Origin of the sequence: Mesorhizobium sp. ES1-1, from assembly GCF_020164785.1 — a bacterium.
In the GTDB taxonomy this organism is placed as follows: Bacteria; Pseudomonadota; Alphaproteobacteria; order Rhizobiales; family Rhizobiaceae; genus Mesorhizobium.
The window spans coordinates 116244-133647 of sequence record NZ_JAIUGX010000004.1 but is presented as its reverse complement, the minus strand read 5'-3'; the positions used below and the strand labels follow the sequence as shown (position 1 = coordinate 133647).

General features: G+C 63.6%; 17 protein-coding genes. 11 read left to right on the top strand and 6 right to left on the bottom strand.

From position 1 onward, the window contains the following. The first annotated feature begins 65 nt into the window (after positions 1-65). The 3 genes from iolE (at position 66) to LB513_RS08485 (ending at position 2934) form a co-directional block, all read left to right on the top strand. On the top strand, positions 66-977 hold the full coding sequence (iolE, locus tag LB513_RS08495; protein WP_224663030.1) for a myo-inosose-2 dehydratase: 912 nt from the start codon (positions 66-68) through the stop codon (positions 975-977). A 187-nt stretch (positions 978-1164) separates the two neighbouring features. Further along, positions 1165-1371 (top strand): LacI family DNA-binding transcriptional regulator, encoded by a 207-nt coding sequence (locus LB513_RS08490; protein WP_224663029.1) that lies wholly within the window; start codon positions 1165-1167, stop codon positions 1369-1371. A 108-nt stretch (positions 1372-1479) separates the two neighbouring features. Further along, a complete protein-coding gene (locus LB513_RS08485; protein ID WP_224663028.1) occupies positions 1480-2934 on the top strand; it encodes a PLP-dependent aminotransferase family protein in 1455 nt (484 codons plus the stop codon). A 63-nt stretch (positions 2935-2997) separates the two neighbouring features. On the opposite strand, the gene LB513_RS08480 is transcribed toward LB513_RS08485, so the two are convergent. Then, positions 2998-3441 carry an SRPBCC family protein gene (locus LB513_RS08480; protein ID WP_224663027.1) on the bottom strand — a complete coding sequence of 148 codons (444 nt, stop codon included), beginning with the start codon at positions 3439-3441 and terminating at the stop codon, positions 2998-3000. 201 nt (positions 3442-3642) lie between these two features. On the opposite strand from LB513_RS08480, the gene LB513_RS08475 reads away from it, so the two are divergent. Beyond that, complete coding sequence (locus LB513_RS08475) at positions 3643-4437, top strand: pyrroline-5-carboxylate reductase family protein (protein ID WP_224663026.1); 795 nt, start codon at positions 3643-3645, stop codon at positions 4435-4437. A gap of 72 nt (positions 4438-4509) precedes the next feature. On the opposite strand, the gene LB513_RS08470 is transcribed toward LB513_RS08475, so the two are convergent. Beyond that, complete coding sequence (locus LB513_RS08470) at positions 4510-5754, bottom strand: DegT/DnrJ/EryC1/StrS family aminotransferase (protein ID WP_224663025.1); 1245 nt, start codon at positions 5752-5754, stop codon at positions 4510-4512. A 320-nt stretch (positions 5755-6074) separates the two neighbouring features. On the opposite strand from LB513_RS08470, the gene LB513_RS08465 reads away from it, so the two are divergent. The 5 genes from LB513_RS08465 to LB513_RS08445 all read left to right on the top strand — a co-directional run bounded on the left by LB513_RS08465 (position 6075) and on the right by LB513_RS08445 (position 11335). Next, positions 6075-7037, top strand: coding sequence for a polysaccharide deacetylase family protein (locus LB513_RS08465; RefSeq protein WP_224663024.1), 963 nt, complete (start codon positions 6075-6077; stop codon positions 7035-7037). An 88-nt stretch (positions 7038-7125) separates the two neighbouring features. After that, positions 7126-8094, top strand: coding sequence for a sugar ABC transporter substrate-binding protein (locus LB513_RS08460; RefSeq protein WP_224663023.1), 969 nt, complete (start codon positions 7126-7128; stop codon positions 8092-8094). A 158-nt stretch (positions 8095-8252) separates the two neighbouring features. Next, positions 8253-9368, top strand: coding sequence for an ABC transporter permease (locus LB513_RS08455; protein ID WP_224663343.1), 1116 nt, complete (start codon positions 8253-8255; stop codon positions 9366-9368). Next, on the top strand, positions 9365-10198 hold the full coding sequence (locus tag LB513_RS08450) for an ATP-binding cassette domain-containing protein (protein ID WP_224663022.1): 834 nt from the start codon (positions 9365-9367) through the stop codon (positions 10196-10198). The genes LB513_RS08455 and LB513_RS08450 overlap by 4 nt, the downstream gene beginning before the upstream one ends. A 33-nt stretch (positions 10199-10231) precedes the next feature. Continuing rightward, positions 10232-11335: a Gfo/Idh/MocA family protein gene (locus LB513_RS08445; protein ID WP_224663021.1), complete on the top strand. Its 1104-nt coding sequence runs from the start codon at positions 10232-10234 to the stop codon at positions 11333-11335. Positions 11336-11373: 38 nt separating this feature from the next. Here the strand turns inward: LB513_RS08445 and LB513_RS08440 are convergent, their stop codons facing one another. Both LB513_RS08440 and LB513_RS08435 read right to left on the bottom strand, forming a co-directional pair. Then, positions 11374-12150: a FadR/GntR family transcriptional regulator gene (locus tag LB513_RS08440; RefSeq protein WP_224663020.1), complete on the bottom strand. Its 777-nt coding sequence runs from the start codon at positions 12148-12150 to the stop codon at positions 11374-11376. 102 nt (positions 12151-12252) lie between these two features. Further along, a complete protein-coding gene (locus tag LB513_RS08435; RefSeq protein ID WP_224663019.1) occupies positions 12253-13149 on the bottom strand; it encodes an NAD-dependent epimerase/dehydratase family protein in 897 nt (298 codons plus the stop codon). A gap of 96 nt (positions 13150-13245) precedes the next feature. On the opposite strand from LB513_RS08435, the gene LB513_RS08430 reads away from it, so the two are divergent. After that, entirely contained in the window at positions 13246-14205 is a 960-nt protein-coding gene (locus LB513_RS08430) for an NAD(P)-dependent oxidoreductase (protein ID WP_224663018.1), read from the top strand. Between the two features lie 15 nt (positions 14206-14220). On the opposite strand, the gene LB513_RS08425 is transcribed toward LB513_RS08430, so the two are convergent. Together LB513_RS08425 and LB513_RS08420 are read right to left on the bottom strand one after the other, a co-directional pair. Continuing rightward, positions 14221-15003, bottom strand: a complete 783-nt coding sequence (locus tag LB513_RS08425; protein ID WP_224663017.1) for a FadR/GntR family transcriptional regulator — start codon at positions 15001-15003, stop codon at positions 14221-14223. Positions 15004-15175: 172 nt separating this feature from the next. Then, positions 15176-16165 carry a sugar-binding protein gene (locus tag LB513_RS08420; RefSeq protein ID WP_224663016.1) on the bottom strand — a complete coding sequence of 330 codons (990 nt, stop codon included), beginning with the start codon at positions 16163-16165 and terminating at the stop codon, positions 15176-15178. Positions 16166-16626: 461 nt separating this feature from the next. Between LB513_RS08420 and LB513_RS08415 the strand changes: the two genes are divergently transcribed. Continuing rightward, a complete protein-coding gene (locus LB513_RS08415) occupies positions 16627-17367 on the top strand; it encodes an ATP-binding cassette domain-containing protein (RefSeq protein WP_224663015.1) in 741 nt (246 codons plus the stop codon). Positions 17368-17404 lie beyond the last annotated feature (37 nt).

The following is a 17404-nucleotide window of genomic DNA, read 5'->3' as shown; positions in this document are numbered from 1 at the left end:
TAGTGACAGGTCCTGCTTGTCTTCACTTTGCCCCCTGGCCTCGTTACGGGGCGCAGGGGCGAAGCATGACAGTCAGGATTGGCATCAATCCCATCACTTGGACCAATGACGATGTCCCGGCGCTTGGAGGCGACACGCCCTTGGAAAGCTGTCTGTCGGAAACCGCGCTTGCCGGCTACTCCGGCACCGAACTCGGCGGGAAGTTTCCCAGGCAAAGCGAAACGCTCGGGCCGATCCTGTCGTCTTATGGGCTCGACCTGGTTTCCGGCTGGTATGACGGGCGCATCTTCGATCGTACCGTCGAGGAGGAGTTTGATGCGATCATTCCGCATCTGACCTTGCTGCGCGACCTCGGCGCGACGCTTGTCGTCTATGCCGACACATCGCGCGGCCGCCATGACGCGATCTTTGCGCCGATCTCGCAGCGCCCTCACCTGACCGAAAGTGAATGGCCGGCCTACGGGGAGAAGATCACCCGACTGGCCGACCGCATGGCAGAATTCGGTGTCGGCATGGCCTTCCACCACCATATGGGCACCATCGTCGAGACCGACGACGAGGTGGACCGTTTGATGGCAAGCACAGGCAGGAGCGTCGGCCTGCTTTTCGACACGGGCCATTGCCTGTTCTCCGGCGGAGACCCACAGGCGTTGTTAAGACGGCATCTGGACCGCGTCGTGCATTTCCATTGCAAGGATGTTCGCCGCCCGGTGCTTGAAAGGGCGCGGCAGGAGGATATGAGTTTCATGGCGGCAGTCATGGAGGGTATCTTCACCGTGCCTGGCGATGGTTCGGTCGATTTCCTGTCACTGTTGAAGCCGCTGGCCAGCCGCGGCTACGAGGGCTGGATCGTCGTCGAGGCCGAGCAGGATCCCGCCAAGGCGCATCCCTTGACCTATGCCAGGAAAGGCTACGCCTCGCTGCTTGCGACTGCCCGCGAGGCCGGCTTCGACGTGGCGACACGACAGAGGACCTGACCGGCGCAAGGGCGCATGGTGACCAATCGGGCGCGCGCCGAGGCGGGGGTAGCGACGCGAAAGCGCCCGGCGATCCGCGCCGCACTTCTCCCTGTGCGGTGCGGATCGCGGACATCGTTCCGGCCCTTCTGCTTTCGGCCTTGAGACCGGCCGCCAGCCGTGCCTTGATGTGGATGAAGGAGTGGACATGGCTTTCGAGGAAGCGCTAGGCGTGGAACGGCTGTGCACGATCCGAGAGATCGCCGACCACGCCAAACTCGGGGCAGCGACCGTCCACCGCGCCCTGAAGAACAGCCGCGAGATCCGGCCCGAGACGAGGCGGCTGGTGCTCGACACGGTCTGCCGCCTCAACGAGGAAAAGATCGCCCGCGCGGCGCGTTATGTCGAGGGGTGACATGATACCGGGAATTGGAGGCCGGCTTTCGGAAAGGTTCATGGGCCGAAATAGAGATGGATCCGGACGATGCTCCCGCCAATCCTCGTCATGATCTAGACCGGCTGCATGCGACTTTCCCTCGACATCATGTCGGTAGACCGCGCGTCGGACGAGCCGATGCATCGGCAGATCTACGGGGCGTTGCGACGTTTCATCCTCGATGGCCAGATACCGCAGAACACGCTTTTGCCATCGACGCGCTCGCTGGCCGAGGATTTGAAGGTCGGCCGTAACACGGTGATCGCCGCCTACGACCAACTCCTCGCCGAGGGCTTCATCGAGGCGCGTGCCGGTTCGGGGACCTGGGTCGCGCCGATCCAGCGCGACCGCCCGCTGGTCTCGCTGCGAGCCGGGCTCGGCGCTCCGCAAAAACTGTCGCGGCGCGGCCAGACCATCGTCAACGGGCCGCAGCCGCCGCGCAATGCCGGCGTCATCAACTTTCATCCAGGTGTCCCAGAAACGGCGTCCTTTCCCTTCAGCATCTGGTCGAGCCTTCTGGTGCGCAATGCGCGCAGCCGCGACGAGAGCCTGCTCGGCTACCTGTCCTTCGCCGGTCATCCCGGCCTGCGGCAGGCCATTGCTTCGACCATCAGCCTGTCGCGCGGGATCAACTGCACCGCCGACCAGGTGATCATCGTTACCGGCGCCCAGGCAGCACTTGACCTCGCGTCGCGCGTTCTGATGGATGAGGGCGATCATGTCTGGATGGAGGAGCCAGGCTATCTCGGCGCCAAGAGCGCGTTCCTGGCTAGCGGCGCCAAGCTGGCACCGCTGAAAGTGGACCGGCGTGGTTGGCATCTTTCCGACCCGGCCCTGCCGCCGCCCCGGCTGATCTATGTGACGCCGTCGTGCCAGTGGCCCTTCGGCACAATCATGCGCATTGAGGAGAGGCTGCAGCTGCTCGACATCGCCGAGCGCCACGGCGCCTGGGTCGTCGAGGACGACTATGACGGCGAATACCGGTATCGCGGCCGCCCGGTGCCGGCGCTGCGCGGCCTCGATCACGCCGACCGCGTCGTCTATATCGGCAGTTTCGGCAAGACTTTGATCCCTGCCCTGCGCATCGGTTATCTGATCGTGCCGCGCGAACTGTCGGTTCCGTTCGACAGGGCGGTCAGCATCACCGGCCAGTTCGCGCCGCTCATCCTGCAGGCGACCGTCAACGACTTCATCACCCAGGGCTATTTCGCCACCCATCTGAAGCGGATGCGCCGGCTCTATGCGCGCCGCCAGGCGAATTTCGTCAAGCTCTGCCAGGACCATCTGTCCGAGTGGCTGACGGTGACGGAGAACGATTCCGGCATGCAACTGCTGGCGAGCTTTACACGGCCATATAAGGACGGGGATGTTGTCGCCGCCGCGCTCAAGGAAGGGCTGGACGTCCAGGGCATTTCCATCAACTACCATTCCAGCGAACCGGAGAACGGACTGCTGCTTGGCTATGCGGCGATGGACGAACGCCAGATCCTGCGCGCCGTCCTGGCCCTGCGCGCCGCGTTCATCAGGCTGGACAGAAGCTAGCGCCAAGGGCTCCCGGCATAGCTGCCGGTGCGTTCATGCAAGAGCCCTTGGCGGAAGTGGGAGCTACTGGTTGATTTCCGGTTCGACGAGTTTGGCCAGGTTCCGCAGCGATTCCTGCCAGCCGAGATAGCAGGCCTCCACCGGAATGACATCCGGGATCCCGGCTTGCGTTATATCGACCTCCGTGCCGACGGAGACCTTCTTTAGGACGACAGTTACCTCGATCTCGCCAGGCAGATTGGGATCGTCGAACCTGTCGGTGTAGCGCAGCAATTCGCCGGGGACGAGCTCGAGATACTCTCCGCCAAACGAGTGGCTGCCGCCATTGGTGAAGTTGCGGAACGACATTTTGAAGGTGCCGCCAACCTTGGCCTCCAGATGATGGACGGTGCAAGTGAAGCCATTTGGCGGCAGCCATTTAGCCAGCGCGTCGGCCTCGATAAACGCACGGTAGACCTTTTCCGGGCTGGTGGTCAGGACGCGATGCAGACGTACAGTGCCGGGCATTTCGATACTCCTCTTCAGTGCCTGGAAGATGCCCCAAGGACGGGCGGTGCCGGCCCGATCCGACATCGGCTCGTCGGTTTTTTGCCGGCGGCGTTCTTTTGCTACGACAGCGCCCGGGAAAGAACAACGCGTGCGCATTGCCGGGGCGCTGGACACGGACCCGGCCTCCCGCACCTTGACGCGAATAATGGAGGTACGCGTATGGGCGCTTCGTTCAAGCTTGGCATTGTCGGTGGCGCAGGCTGGCTGGGCGGAGCAATTGCCGGCGCGGCTTTGGCAGCCGGAACCGTGCGGGCGGAAAATCTCACGCTCTCTTACCGGCGCAACAAGCCGGACCGCTTTTCCAGCGCCTTATGGACCACCGACAACCAGATGCTCGCCGATCGTTGCGATGTCATCCTCATCTCGGTACGGCCTGAGGACTGGCCTTCCCTCGATCTAAACGCCAGGGACAAATTGGTGATTTCGGTCATGGCCGGCATCCGCCTCGCCGCGATCGGCGAGAAGCACGCCACCTCGCGCGTCGTGCGCTCGCTGCCGAACGCCGCTGCCGAAGTGGCGAACTCCTACACGCCATGGATCGCCAGCGACAATGCCACACAAGCCGATCGTGACTTCACCCGCGCCATCTTCGATGCCTCCGGTGTGCAGGATGAGGTCGGCAGCGAGCGCGACATCGATTACCTCACCGGACTTACCGGCTCGGGTCCCGCCTTCCCTGCCCTGCTGGCGCACGCCATGATGCGTGACGCGGTCGCCTTCGGCCTAGCGCCCGAAATCGCGCGGCGCGCCGTCAACACGGTGCTCACCGGAAGCGGGCGGCTGCTCGAAGCGCGAGATGCCTCACCTGCCGAAACGGTGCATGCTTTCCTCGACTATCGCGGCACCACCGCCGCCGCGATCGAGACCATGCGGCAAGCCGGTTTCGAGCAGGCGGTGGCGAACGGACTGGCGGCGGCGTTCAAGAAGTCGATTGCGATGGGTAACTCTGATTGAACATCATCTCGGACGCTTGACCCAGCACAAGCTTTCAGGGCGGTGACCGCTCCGCCCCCGATCCGCGCACGCTCAGTTGACGCTGTCGAACTTTTGCAGATCCACGGGCGCCGCCTTGCGCAGCTCGACCTCGTCCAGCGACGCATGTTCGAGAGCTACCCGCGCCGCCGCATCGATGTTGTGGATCATGTCGTCGATCTCGGCACCACCATGCGCCGGGTTCATGGCGATCATGACCGTGCGGTTGAGGATGTCGAGCGACCTCTTACCGAGGTCGTCGGCATAATCCAGCCGTAGCCCCTTGTTCTCCGGCAGCGTGTAGGGATTGAGCGCCGGATGATGCGCGCCCTCATGCATCAGCACCTGGTCCCACTGGGTGAAATTATGGCGGCCGGTCTTGCCGGCAATGACGCTTGGAATGGTCGCCGAGAATGTGCGGGCCGCCTGCTCGCTCGGCAACAGATACATAACCTGCGCCGCGCAATCATCATCCGGGCTGTTCATCGGCGACGGTATCAGGCCGAGATTGCCGAGATGCCGTGTGCCCGCCAACACCTTCTTCTTCTCCGCTCGCATCGCCTCGATGATGCCGTCGAGCCTGTCCAACTGAACATTGAGCATGGCTCCCATCAATTCGGAGGCGCGAGCGCCGATGCCGGCGAACGGCTTGATGCTGTCGCTGCGCCCCTGCCAGTAGAAATGGCAGGGGTCGATCGCACAGCGCGCGCGTTCCGCCACTTTCGGATCGCTGGTGGCGATGCCGCCGCCCTCGCCCGAGGTCATATTCTTGAAATAGTTGAAGGAGTAGGCGCCGACGTGGCCGATCGAGCCGAGCTTGCGCCCGTGGTACCCGCCGCCAATGCCCTGACAGACATCTTCCAGCACCAGCAGGCCGCGCTTGGCCGAGATCTCCATGATCGCGTTCATGTTGCAGGCCGCGCCCCACATATGCACCGGGATCACCGCCCTGGTGCGCGGGCCGATGGCATCGCGCAAGGCAGCGGGATCTATGGTCAGGCTCTCGTCTATGTCGACGATGACTGGAATGGCCCCGACTGACAGTACCGCGGTCGCCGTCGCCATATAGGTGTGCGCCGGAACCAGCACCTCGTCGCCGGGGCCGACGCCGAGGCCGATCAGCCCGGCGGCAAGCCCATAGGTGCCGCTGGCGGCGAGCGCGAAATGTTCGACGCCGAGATGACGGGCATAGCGGCCCTCGAAGCGGTCGCACTCGCTGTCCTCGCCATAGCGAAACAGTGCGCCCGAGCGGATCACCCTGGCGATAGCTTCGATCTCTTCCTCACCGGCACTGTACATGGCGGTCTCCCTTGTTCGATGGTGCTCACCCTGTATGCTTGCCCGCCCTGTTTGAAAGAACCACTCCGCCTTGATCGGACCAAGCCATCCAATAGCCACGTACCCCGCCGGGTTCGACTGGCGGCAAATGAAATCACCATTCCAATTAGCCGCTCGTTGGAAAAATCGTACCCATCCGATTCCGAAAAAGTGGCTCTGTCGGAACGGCCGGTTTGGGCGTTCCATCGCGTCCAGTTGGGCAAACGGTCGGGTTCCATGCATCACGGAACACACTTTGGAAGACCCTCGCGGCCGGCCCTCAGCCGGGAAGACCGCCGTTCATGAACACCGCCGCTCCCCGTCGCCGCATTGTCCTGCATGAAGACGATGTCGGCATGTGCCACGGCGCAAATAGCGCTTTCCTCGAACTGACGGCGCTGGGCGTCTGCAGTTCCGGCGCGGTGATGGTGCCTTGTCCCTGGTTTCTCGAGATGGCCGAGGCGGCCGCCGCGGATCCTGCTATCGATCTCGGCGTCCACCTTACGCTCAACAGCGAGAAGCAGCACTATAAATGGCGACCGCTGACCTCTCCGTCCCGCGCGGCGGGCCTGACCGACGAGCTCGGCTATTTCTGGCCCGATGTCGCGACCACCCGCCGCAAGGCCGCGCCGCAGGCGGTCGAGACCGAATTGCGCGCACAGATCGACGCCGCCTATCGCGCCGGCATCGATGTCACCCACCTCGACGCGCATATGGGCGCCGCGCTGTCGCCGGAATTTTGCGATATCTATATCAGGCTCGGCCTGGAATATCGCCTCCCCATCCTGCTGACCAAGTCCCTGTCGGCCTATTCGCCCAACGACAATCTGGTCGGCGTCACTGAACAGGCGTTCCAGACAGGCGTCGCGCAGGCACGCGCCGAGGGCTTCGTCATTTTCGACGCCGCCATCCAGACGACTTGGAGCCGGCCCCGCTCGCGGCCGGTCGAACCGGCTTATAAAGCCCTGGTCGAGGGCGTGCGTGACGGGCTGACGTTCTTTTGCCTGCACTTCAATGCGCCTGGTGAGCTTGAACTGATCGAACCGCGTTCCGCCTATATCCGCACCGAGGAATATGAATTGTTCCGGGACCAGGGGTTCCGCGACTGGCTCCGCGCCCAGGATATCGACATCATCGGCATGAGGCCGTTGCGCGAGGAGCTTCGCGCGGCGCTTGCGAAATCGACCGGCCCCGGCAACGCGGCCGACGCACACCAATCGGCATCGGCAAAGGCCCGCAAAGCGGCCGCCCGATCCGCGACGTGACCGCTCACCGCGAGCGGCGCACGCCAAGAGGAGAACGAGAGCCTGTCCATGACGGGCTTTTGCACCGCAACGGCAATGGGAGACTGAAATGAAGACAATATTGAAAATGGCGCTCGGCGCTGTCGTCTCTGTGGGCGTGCTCGCCGGCATTGCGCAGGCCGCCGGGCTGAAAGACCCGAAAGACGTCCGCATCACTTTCGTCGTGCATGGATCGGCATCGGACCCATACTGGTCGGTGGTCAAGCGCGGGGTCGACGACGCGGCGGCGCTTACCGGCGCCAAGGTCGAATATTACGCGCCGCAGGTGTTCGACGTCGTCGAACAGGCCCGGCTGCTGGACGCCGCGGTCGCCACCAAGCCGGACGGCATCGCCGTGTCGATCGCCGACGCAAACGCGCTCGGCAAATCGGTCAAGGCCGCACTTGCCGCCAACATCCCGATGGTCGTGCTGGATTCGGGCGAGAAGGAAGGCGCCGAACTCGGCACGTCGCTCTATGTCGGCACGGTTTCGGAATATGAGTCCGGCAAGAAGGCGGGAACTCGGCTGGCCAAGGAAGGCACGCTCAAGGTCGTCTGCATCAACCACGAGGTCGGCAATGTCAGCCTCGACCAGCGCTGCCAGGGCGTCAATGATGGTCTGAAGGCGGCCGGCGGCGCCGCCGAGGTTCTGACCGTCTCACCCGATCCAGCCGATATCCAGCGCCGCACCGAGGCCTATCTGTCGGCGCATCCCGACACCCAGGCCGTCTTTGCCCTCGGTGCCACCGCCGCCAATCCACTGATCCCGTTTTTCCGTGATCACGAGCTGTTCGGCAAGATCAAGCTCTACACATTCGACATCAGCCCCGAGGTCCTGGATTCGGTGGTCGCCGGCGAAATGGGTTTCGGCATGGACGCCCAGCAATATCTGATGGGCTACCTGCCGGTCATCTACCTGGTCGAACAGGCAACGCATGGCTTCTGGCCGCAGAACAATTCCTACACCGGCCCGCTGTTCATCGACACGCCCGACAAGGCCAAGGCGATCCTGGCGCTGGCCAAGGACGGCATTCGCTAGCCGGAGAGAGACCCTGGGGGCGCGCGCGAGCCCCTCCCCGGGGTGTCTGATCGATGTTGCGCAGTAAGCGATTGGGGAGCCTAATGGCTGCCGTGGAAGACAAGGCGATACCTTCGGACATACCGGCTCCCGGCTCTCTGGCCAGTGACCGCTTCGGCATGACCTCGAAGCGGGCGGCCGGCGCCGACGAGCGGTTGGCCAGCACCGGCAGGCTGACCCAATGGCTGCGTCGGCCCGAAGCGGGCGCCGCCGGCGGGCTCCTGGCCACAATCATCATCTTTGCGCTGCTGCCGGGCGCGGCGAACCTCTACTCGCTGCAAGGGTCAATGACCTTCCTGACCCTGTCGGCGGAACTCGGCATCATCGCCACCGCCGCCGCCCTTCTCATCATCGCCGGCGAATTCGATCTCTCCGTCGGCTCGATGGTCGGCTTCGCCGGCGTCGTCATCGGCCTGACGGTGAAGTACTGGGGGCTGCCGCTCTGGGGCGGCATAGCCTGCGCCTTCGCCGTCGCCATCCTCACCGGCTATGTCAACGGCCTGATCGTGGTAAAGACCCGCCTGCCCTCCTTCATCGTCACCCTGGCCTCGCTTTATATCCTGCGCGGCCTGTCGATCGGCATCACCCGCGCCGTCACCGGCCGCACGCAGATCCCCTATATTCTCGACGGCGCGCCGGATCCCGGCACGTCGGCCCTGTTCAACGGGCACATATTCGCTGGGCTCTTCCACTGGATGGGTTCGCAGGGCTGGATCGCGACGCGCAGCGACGGTATTCCCTTCGTCGCCGGCATCCCGATGTCCATTGTCTGGTGGCTCGGCCTGACCGCGCTCGCCGGTTATGTGCTGACCCAGACCAAATACGGCAACTGGATCTTCGCCACCGGCGGTGATCTCAACGCTGCCCGCAATGTCGGCGTGCCCGTCGACCGCGTGAAGATCAGCCTGTTCATCTACACCGCCTGCGCGGCGACGCTGCTCGCCACAATCCAGGTTATGGAGGCCGGCTCCGCCGACACAACGCGCGGCCTGCTCAAGGAGTTCGAAGCCATCATCGCCGCCGTCATCGGTGGCGTGCTGCTCACCGGCGGCTATGGCACCGTCTACGGCGTGCTGTTCGGCGCCCTGATCTTCGGCCTGGTGCAGATGGGCATCTTCTATACCGGCATCGACACCGACTGGTTCAAGGTGTTCCTCGGCATCGTCATCCTGATGGCCGTTCTGGTCAACAACTACATCAGGCTGAAGGCTCTCGGACGCGGAGGCGGCAAATGAGCCAGTCTGCCCAGACCATCCATCCCGCCATGGAACTTCGCGGCGTTTCCGTCAGCTTCGGTTCGGTGCGCGCGCTGCAGGACATCGACATCAAGGTCTACCCTGGCGAGGTTCACTGCCTGCTCGGCGACAATGGCGCCGGCAAGTCGACGCTGATCAAGGTGCTCTCCGGCGTCCACCGGCCGACCAAGGGCGAAATCCTGGTCGACGGCAAGCCGGTCGTCTTCCGCAGCCCGCGCGATGCCCAGGACCTCGGGGTGGCAACGGTGTTCCAGGACCTCGGCATGATCTCGCTGATGTCGATCACCCGCAACTTCTTCCTCGGCCGCGAGCCCACCCGCAGCAGCCTGCCCTTTTCGCGCATCGACAAAGAAGGCGCCAACAACATCGCCCGCCAGGCGATGGCCGATATCGGCATAGACGTGCGCGACCCGACGCAGGCCGTCGGCACGCTGTCGGGCGGCGAGCGCCAATCGGTGGCGATCGCGCGCGCCGTGCATTTCGGCGCCCGCGTGCTGATCCTTGACGAGCCGACCTCGGCGCTCGGAGTGCATCAGGCGGCGATGGTGTTGAAATTCATTATCGAGGCGCGCATGCGGGGCCTGGCCGTCATCTTCATCAGCCACAACATCCATCACGCCTATCCCGTCGGCGACACCTTCACGCTGCTCAACCGGGGCCGCAATCGCGGCACCTATGCCAAATCGGACATCTCGCGCGATGAGGTTATCTCGATCATGTCCGGCGGCGAGGATTTGAAGGCGGTCGAGGCCGAGATAGCCGGCCTGCTGGCGCAGATCGGCAACCGGTCGCCAGCGATCGCATCCTGACCAACCCCTTGAGAATCTTCAGAAAGTGACGGCATGAGCAGGTTAAGGGCCGGGGTCATCGGCGCCGGCATGATTTCCCAGGTCGAGCATATTCCCAACTTGCTGGGCCTCGCCGGCCTGTTCGAACTGGTTGGGGTCACCGATCCCTCACCCATCTCGCGGCAGTTCGTCACCGACACCCATGGAGTCCGCGGTTTCGAAACGCCCGAACAGCTTCTCGACCAGCGCCTCGACGCCGTCATCATCGGCTCGCCGGACCCCCTGCATTACGAACAGGTGCTGGCAGCCCTGAGCCGGGGGCTGCACGTGTTCTGCGAAAAGCCGCTTTGCTATTCCCCGGCCGAGATCGCCGACATCGCCGCTGCCCGCGACAGGGCGGGAAAACTGGTGCAGGTCGGCTATATGAAGCGTTTCGACCCAAGCTACCGGCTGGCGCTTGAGTCCCTTCCCGGCACGGCCGGAACGCTTCGCTCCGTGTCGGTCGAGGTCAACGACCCCGACGCCTGGCCCTTCATCGCCCATCACCGCTACAAGCGCGGCGGCGATATCCCAAAGGAGTTGATCGCGGCCGCCATCGACAAACAGCGGCAGCAGGTGGAGCGCGCCATTGGTATACCCCTGACCGATCTGGCTTTCCGTGGATTTACCGGGGCTTACAGCTCCGCCCTGATTCACGATGTCAACGCCGTGCATGGCCTTCTCGACGCGCTCGAAGTACCAGACGGCGAGATCGTCGGTGCGCAGATCTTCGCCAATGGCGATGGGGGACAAGGTGCGGTCAAGCTGCTCGATGGCCAGGCTTTGTGGACCATGACGCATCTGACCGTGCCGAAGCTTGCCGACTACCGAGAACGCATCACGCTGTTTTTCGACGATGCCAGCCTAGAACTCGAATTCCCTTCGCCCTGGCTTAACCACCAGCCGACACGGCTGACGGTGAAAACGTCGCAGGGCCACACTCTCTCGACAAGAGATTTGCGCGCCGGCTACGCGGAAGCCTTTGTCGAGGAGCTGCGCGGCTTCTGGGGCGCAATCGTCAACGGCGACCCTGTCCTGAACCCGCCCGAACACGCGGCCCGCGACCAGGCGCTTCTGGTAGGCCTGACCCGCCTTCATCTGTCGGGTTTGACATCCTGACCGCGGACACAATGGGCGGGCGGCGTCGGCACGATCACCTATCTGGACTGGATGACGCCGTCGGTGTTGGCCAGCAGCTTGCGCACCGCGCTGCGTGCGGCGTCCGGCCGCCGCAGCCTGATGTTCTTCTCGATCGTCTCGTGCAGTTTCTGCGCGTGGCTGAGATCGTCGAGTTCACGCGTCGTATAGGCAAATAGATGATCGAAGGCGGATTCGATCAGCACACCCAGCGGCACGAGCAGGTCGTTACCCGAGGCGCGCAGGATGGCGAGGTGGAAGCGCGTGTCGGCCCGGGTACGCTCCTGCAGGCTGGTCGCCTCGCCCATCTCCCTGCAGGCCAGGCTGATCTCGGCCATCTGCTCGTCGGTGCGACGCATGGCGGCGAAAGCCGTAGCCTCTGGCTCGATAATGTGACGGAACTCCTGCACGGTCTTCAGGAAGACCTCGCGGTCCGGCGATGTCGCGTACCAGGCCAGCACATCGCGGTCGAGCAGGTTCCAGCGTTCCTTCGGTTCGACCCAACTGCCGATCTTCGGGCGAGAGGCCAGCAGGCTCTTGGCCATCAGCATCTTGATCGCTTCGCGCACGGCCGAACGACTGACACTGAAGGTTTCCGACCATTTCGCCTCGTTGGGCAGGATCGTTCCAGGCGGATAGTCGCCGCGCACGATCCGCAGGCCGATCTCGTTGGCCAGCGATGTGTGCACGCTGGCACCGGGGATGCGTGCCGCGTCGGGCGGGCGCACGCCCGCCGGACGCTCAGCCGCCGCCGCTTTCGCCGTCGATTTGTCCTTTCTCGGCTTCGCGTCCCGCATGGATCCAGAAAGTCCGGTTTCAGCAGGCAGTCAAGCGCGGCCAACGGCTCGGCGGGCAATGCCGGCTGCTTTGCACAGATGAACCCGCTTTTCGCCCAGTGATCAGGCCGTCTTGACGTATTTGCGCCAGCTGTGCTCCGGCCGGAAGCCGAGCACGTCGCGCGCCTTGCGATTGGACAGAAGCGTCTCGTATTCCCCGAGATCGGCTTTTACAGGGACGCCCGGATAGAACCGCTTGAGAAGTTCCGCCGTGGGCAGGTCGGACGATGTGTCATCATTGGCGGCGTTGAACACCTGGAAGCCGAGCCCGTCTTTTTCGATGGCGCGCAAGGTGATCTGGCCGAGATCGCGCGCGTCGACATAGCTCCAGGCGATGCGCTTGCGAAAACCTGGATCTGCGAACCATTTCGGGAAAAGCGAATATTCGTGCGGCTCGATGACATTGCCGATGCGCAGCGCATAAATGTCGATGCCGCTGCGCACGGCGAAGGCGCGCGCCGTCTTCTCGTTGACGATCTTGGAGAGGGCGTAGCTGTCCATTGGGTCGACGTCATACTCTTCGTCCAGCGGGAAATGCGTCGGATCGCGCGGCTCGTTGGCGAAGACCAGCCCATAGGTCGTCTCGCTGGACGCGATCACCACCTTGCGGATGCCGAGCTTCACCGCAGCCTCGATGACATTGTAGGTGCCCATCGCATTGATGCGGAACACCTCATTGTCGGGCGTGATCATGATGCGCGGTATGGCTGCGAAATGCACCACGGCGTCCACCGGCTGGGCGCGCAGCGACGGATCGAACTCGTGCAGGCCCATATAGCTCGACAGCGCATTGAAGACCTGCCCGCTGTCGGTAATGTCGGTGATCAGCGTTCGAACCTTGGGATTGTCGAGCGGCTTGGTGTCGATGTTGAGCACCTGGCAGCCCTGCTCGACCAGATACTGCACGACGTGCCGTCCGGCCTTGCCGCTGCCGCCGGTGAACATGATCCGCTTCGTCATTTTGATCTCCAATGCTGGGTATTTATGTGTATTGTCAGACAATAAGCCGCTTCGCAACCGCCGGTTCCCCCCAAAGCGCGATTGCGGACATCACCAGTGCAAACAGGACGAGACGACATGAACACGACTGCTGCCAGCGAGACGATCGGCTTCATCGGCCTTGGGCTGATGGGGCACGGGATAGCCAAGAACATCGTCGACAAGGGTTATGCGCTGACCTTTCTCGGCCGCAAGAATCGCAAGCCGGCGGAAGACCTGCTTGGCCGGGGCGCCAGGGAAGCCGCCACTTCGCGTGAGGTTGCCGCCGCGTCCGACATCGTCTTCATCTGCGTGACAGGCTCGCGCGAGGTGGAGGCCATCATCCGCGGCCCCGGCGGCCTGAAGGAAGGATTGAAGAAGGGCTCGGTCGTCGTCGACTGCTCGACCTCCGATCCTGTCTCCACCGTCGCTCTCGCCGCCGAACTCGCGGCGCTCGGCGTCGACTATGTCGACGCCCCGCTCAGCCGCACGCCCAAGGAGGCCTGGGAAGGCACGCTCGACGCCATGGTCGGCGCACCGGACGCCGTCTTCGCCCGGGTCAAGCCGGTGATCGAAACCTGGGCGGGGCGCATCGTCCATATCGGCGACACAGGCGACGGCCATCGCATGAAACTCCTCAACAATTTCATCTCGCTCGGCTACGCCGCGATCTATTCCGAGGCACTGGCGCTGGCGCAGAAGGTGGGTATCTCGCCGCCGCGCTTCGACAGCGTCATCCGCAACGGCCGCATGGATTGCGGCTTCTACCAGACCTTCATGCGCTGGACACTGGAGGGCGATCGCGACGCGCATAAATTCACCATCGCCAACGCCTTCAAGGACCTTACCTATCTGGAATCCATGGCAGGAGCCGCCGGGATCGCCAACCCGCTCGGCAACGCCACCAAGAATTCCTTCGCCGGCGCTCATGCCACCGGCCCAGCCGAGCAATTCGTGCCGATGCTGGCCACACATATCGGCAAGGTCAACGGCATCGACCTGATGCCTTCCAAGGATGGGGTCAATCAGACGATCTGAGCCGGACCGGCCGCCTTACCGGGGTCCCCGTCCGATCGCGGCGTCGGTGTCGGCCAGCAGCCTGTGCACCGCATTGCGGGCTGCGGCGGGGCGCTGCAGGCGGATGTTCCTCTCGATAGCCTCATGCAGTTTCTGTGCATGCTGCTGATCGCCGACCCGCTGCGTGGCGTACGCGAACAAATGGTCGAGCGCGGATTCGATGAGCACGCCCAGCGGCACAAGCAGGTCGTTGCCGGACGCGCGCAAAATGGCGAGGTGGAAGCGTGTGTCGGCGCGAATGCGCTCCGGCAGGCTTGCCGCCTCGCCCATCTCACGGCATGCCTTGCTGATCTCTTCCATCTGCTCGTCGGTCCGCCGCATTGCGGCGAACGCGGATGCCTCCGGCTCGATGATACGCCGGAACTCGTGGACGGTGCGCAGGAAGGCTTCGCGATCCGGCGATGTCGCGTACCAGCCCAGCACGTCACGGTCGAGCAGGTTCCAGCGCTCCTTCGGCTCGACCCAGCTGCCGATCTTGGGTCGCGACGCCAGCAGGCTCTTCGCCATCAGCATCTTGATGGCTTCGCGCACCGCCGAGCGGCTGACATTGAAGGTCTCAGCCCATTTTGCCTCGTTGGGGAGAATGGTGCCGGGCGGGTAATCGCCGCGCACGATGCGCAGACCTATCTCGCCGGCCAGTGAAGCATGGACGCTCGAGCCTGGAAAATGCGCCGCGTCGGGGCGTCTCAGGCCTGCCGGTCGGTCGGCGGGGGCCGCCTTGCCGACATCCGATTGCTTCTGTGATAGGTCGTCCGGCATCCACGGTCCAATGCGTCGGCAGTTCCGTCCGCAATGGTTCCGGGCCCGTGCGGCGCGCCGATATCGTTGCCGAAATTCAGGTGATGCACGTGCCAAGGCTGGAGCCGGTTGCTCCGCCAGGGCGTCGCTTCGGAAAAGGGGGCGCCCGTTGCCAGGCGCCCCTTGATCCAACTTACTTCTGGATGCAGGTGTCGACCGTGTCCTTGGTGCATTCGTCAAGGCCGGTGAACACCGGATCGGCGACAGTCTTGCCTTCGATGAGATCGATCATCACCGCCGGCGCCTTGTAGCCCATTTCGAACGGACGCTGACCAACCAGCGCGGTCACGAGCCCGTCCCTGGCGATGGCCACCTCGTCACCGATCGTGTCGGCTGCGCCGATGACGAAATCATTGCTGGCGATCTTGTCCTTCAGCGGGCCTATCAGGTCACGGTAAGGCTGCGGAGCGCCGAACAGCGGCCAGCCGCCCATGATGCCGAACGCATCGAGCTTGGGGTTGGCGGCGAGGATGTCGGTCATCGCCTGAACGCCCTTGGCGCCGTCATCATTGGTGAACACCGGGCAGCCGGCCACTTCGGTCCAGCCACCTTCGCCGGCAAGCGTCGCGAGACCTTCCTTGCCGGTCAGCGCGTCACGCATGCCTTGCGCGCGGCGCAGGATGTTGTCGGCGGCCGGGTTGCCCTCGATCGTGCAGATCGTTCCGCCGTTCGGCTTGGCCTTCTTGATGTACTCGCCGATCTTCTTGCCCATCAGATAGTTGTCGGTGCCGAGATAGGTCTTGCGCAGCGCCGCATCGTCCTTGCCGAGGTCGGCGTCGAGGGTCATGATCGGGATCGTCGGATTGGCGCTCTTGATCGTCTGCGCGATGAGCGGGGCGTTCGACGGCGAGATCGCCATCGCCACCGTGTCGGCCTTGCTCAGCATGTCCTGCACGATCTGCGCCTCGCCGGCCTCGTCCGACGTTGATGCCGGTCCGGTGTAGAAGCACTCATATTCCGAAGACGCGTTTTCCTTGTTCCATTTTTCGCAGCCCTGGTGGATGGCTTCGAAGAACGGGTTGTCGAGACCCTTCACCACGATGACGAGCTGTTTCTTGGCCAAAGCCGGCCCGGCGCCCAACGCCATGGCGGCGACGGCGGCGAGCAAAAGTGTTTTCCTCATGTCAGTCCTCCCTTGAAACAGACGGACACGGCGTGCCCGCCACACAAATCGACCGGATGCGTGATGACAGAGGTTCGTTGCACGAGCACTCATGTCCCAGGCAGATCGATAAGCATTTCCCGATCGCCTCAGGCCGGCTCCACATGCGTGAACCTAGCCATCGGCCGATAAGACCCACGCCGGTTCCAGCCAGCTTCCCGGCCAGGCATCGGCATGATCTCCTCCTATCCTTAGCTAATATCGTCGTGTCGACGACGTCAATCCTATTTGTCCTACAAAACAGATTTTTGCTGTGAAGGAGCCCCCTGTTCGTCTGACAATTGATTGACGCGCGCCGGCTTTTGCGTAAAAGAACGCTGACGCTGTTTCCGGGAGGAGCCGGGGAAAGCGAGGCCAAAGCAGCGCCCGCGCGACGAGCGGGGAACAGCAGCAGGCAACAGAACGGGGAGGCTAGAAGGCTGGTGGCGGTTCTCGAACTCACCAACATATCAAAGCATTTCGGCGCCATTCAGGCCGTCAACGACGTATCGTTGTCGATCGAGCCCGGCCAGGTGGTCGGACTGATGGGCGACAATGGCGCCGGCAAATCGACGCTGGTCAAGATGATCGCCGGCAATTTTCCGCCGAGCCACGGCAGCATGCGGATGGATGGCAAGGAGCTTGTCCTGCACAAGCCGGTGGAAGCCCGCCAGCACGGCATCGAGATCGTCCACCAGGACCTGGCGCTGTGCAACAATCTGACCGCCGCCGCCAATGTCTTTCTCGGGCGCGAATTACGCCGCGGCGTCGGACCGTTCCGCATCCTCGATTACGCTTCGATGTACAAGCGTGCCGGCCAGATCTTCGCCGAGTTGAAATCCGAGACCCGTCCACGCGATCTGGTCAAGCAGATGTCGGGCGGCCAGCGCCAGGCGGTGGCCATCGCCCGCACCATGCTTTCGCAAGCCAAGATCGTGCTGATGGACGAGCCGACCGCGGCGATCTCCGTGCGTCAGGTCGCCGAGGTGCTCAATCTCATCCGCCATCTGCGCGACCAGGGTATCGCGGTCGTGCTGATCAGCCACCGCATGCCAGACGTCTTCACCGTCGCCGACCGTGTCATCGTCATGCGGCGCGGCCGCAAGGTCGCCGACAAGACGATCGCATCGAGTTCGCCCGAGGAAGTCACCGGGCTGATCACGGGCGCGATCGAACAGGTTTGATATCAGGCGTTCACCACGAACAGCAGATGAAGGTCGC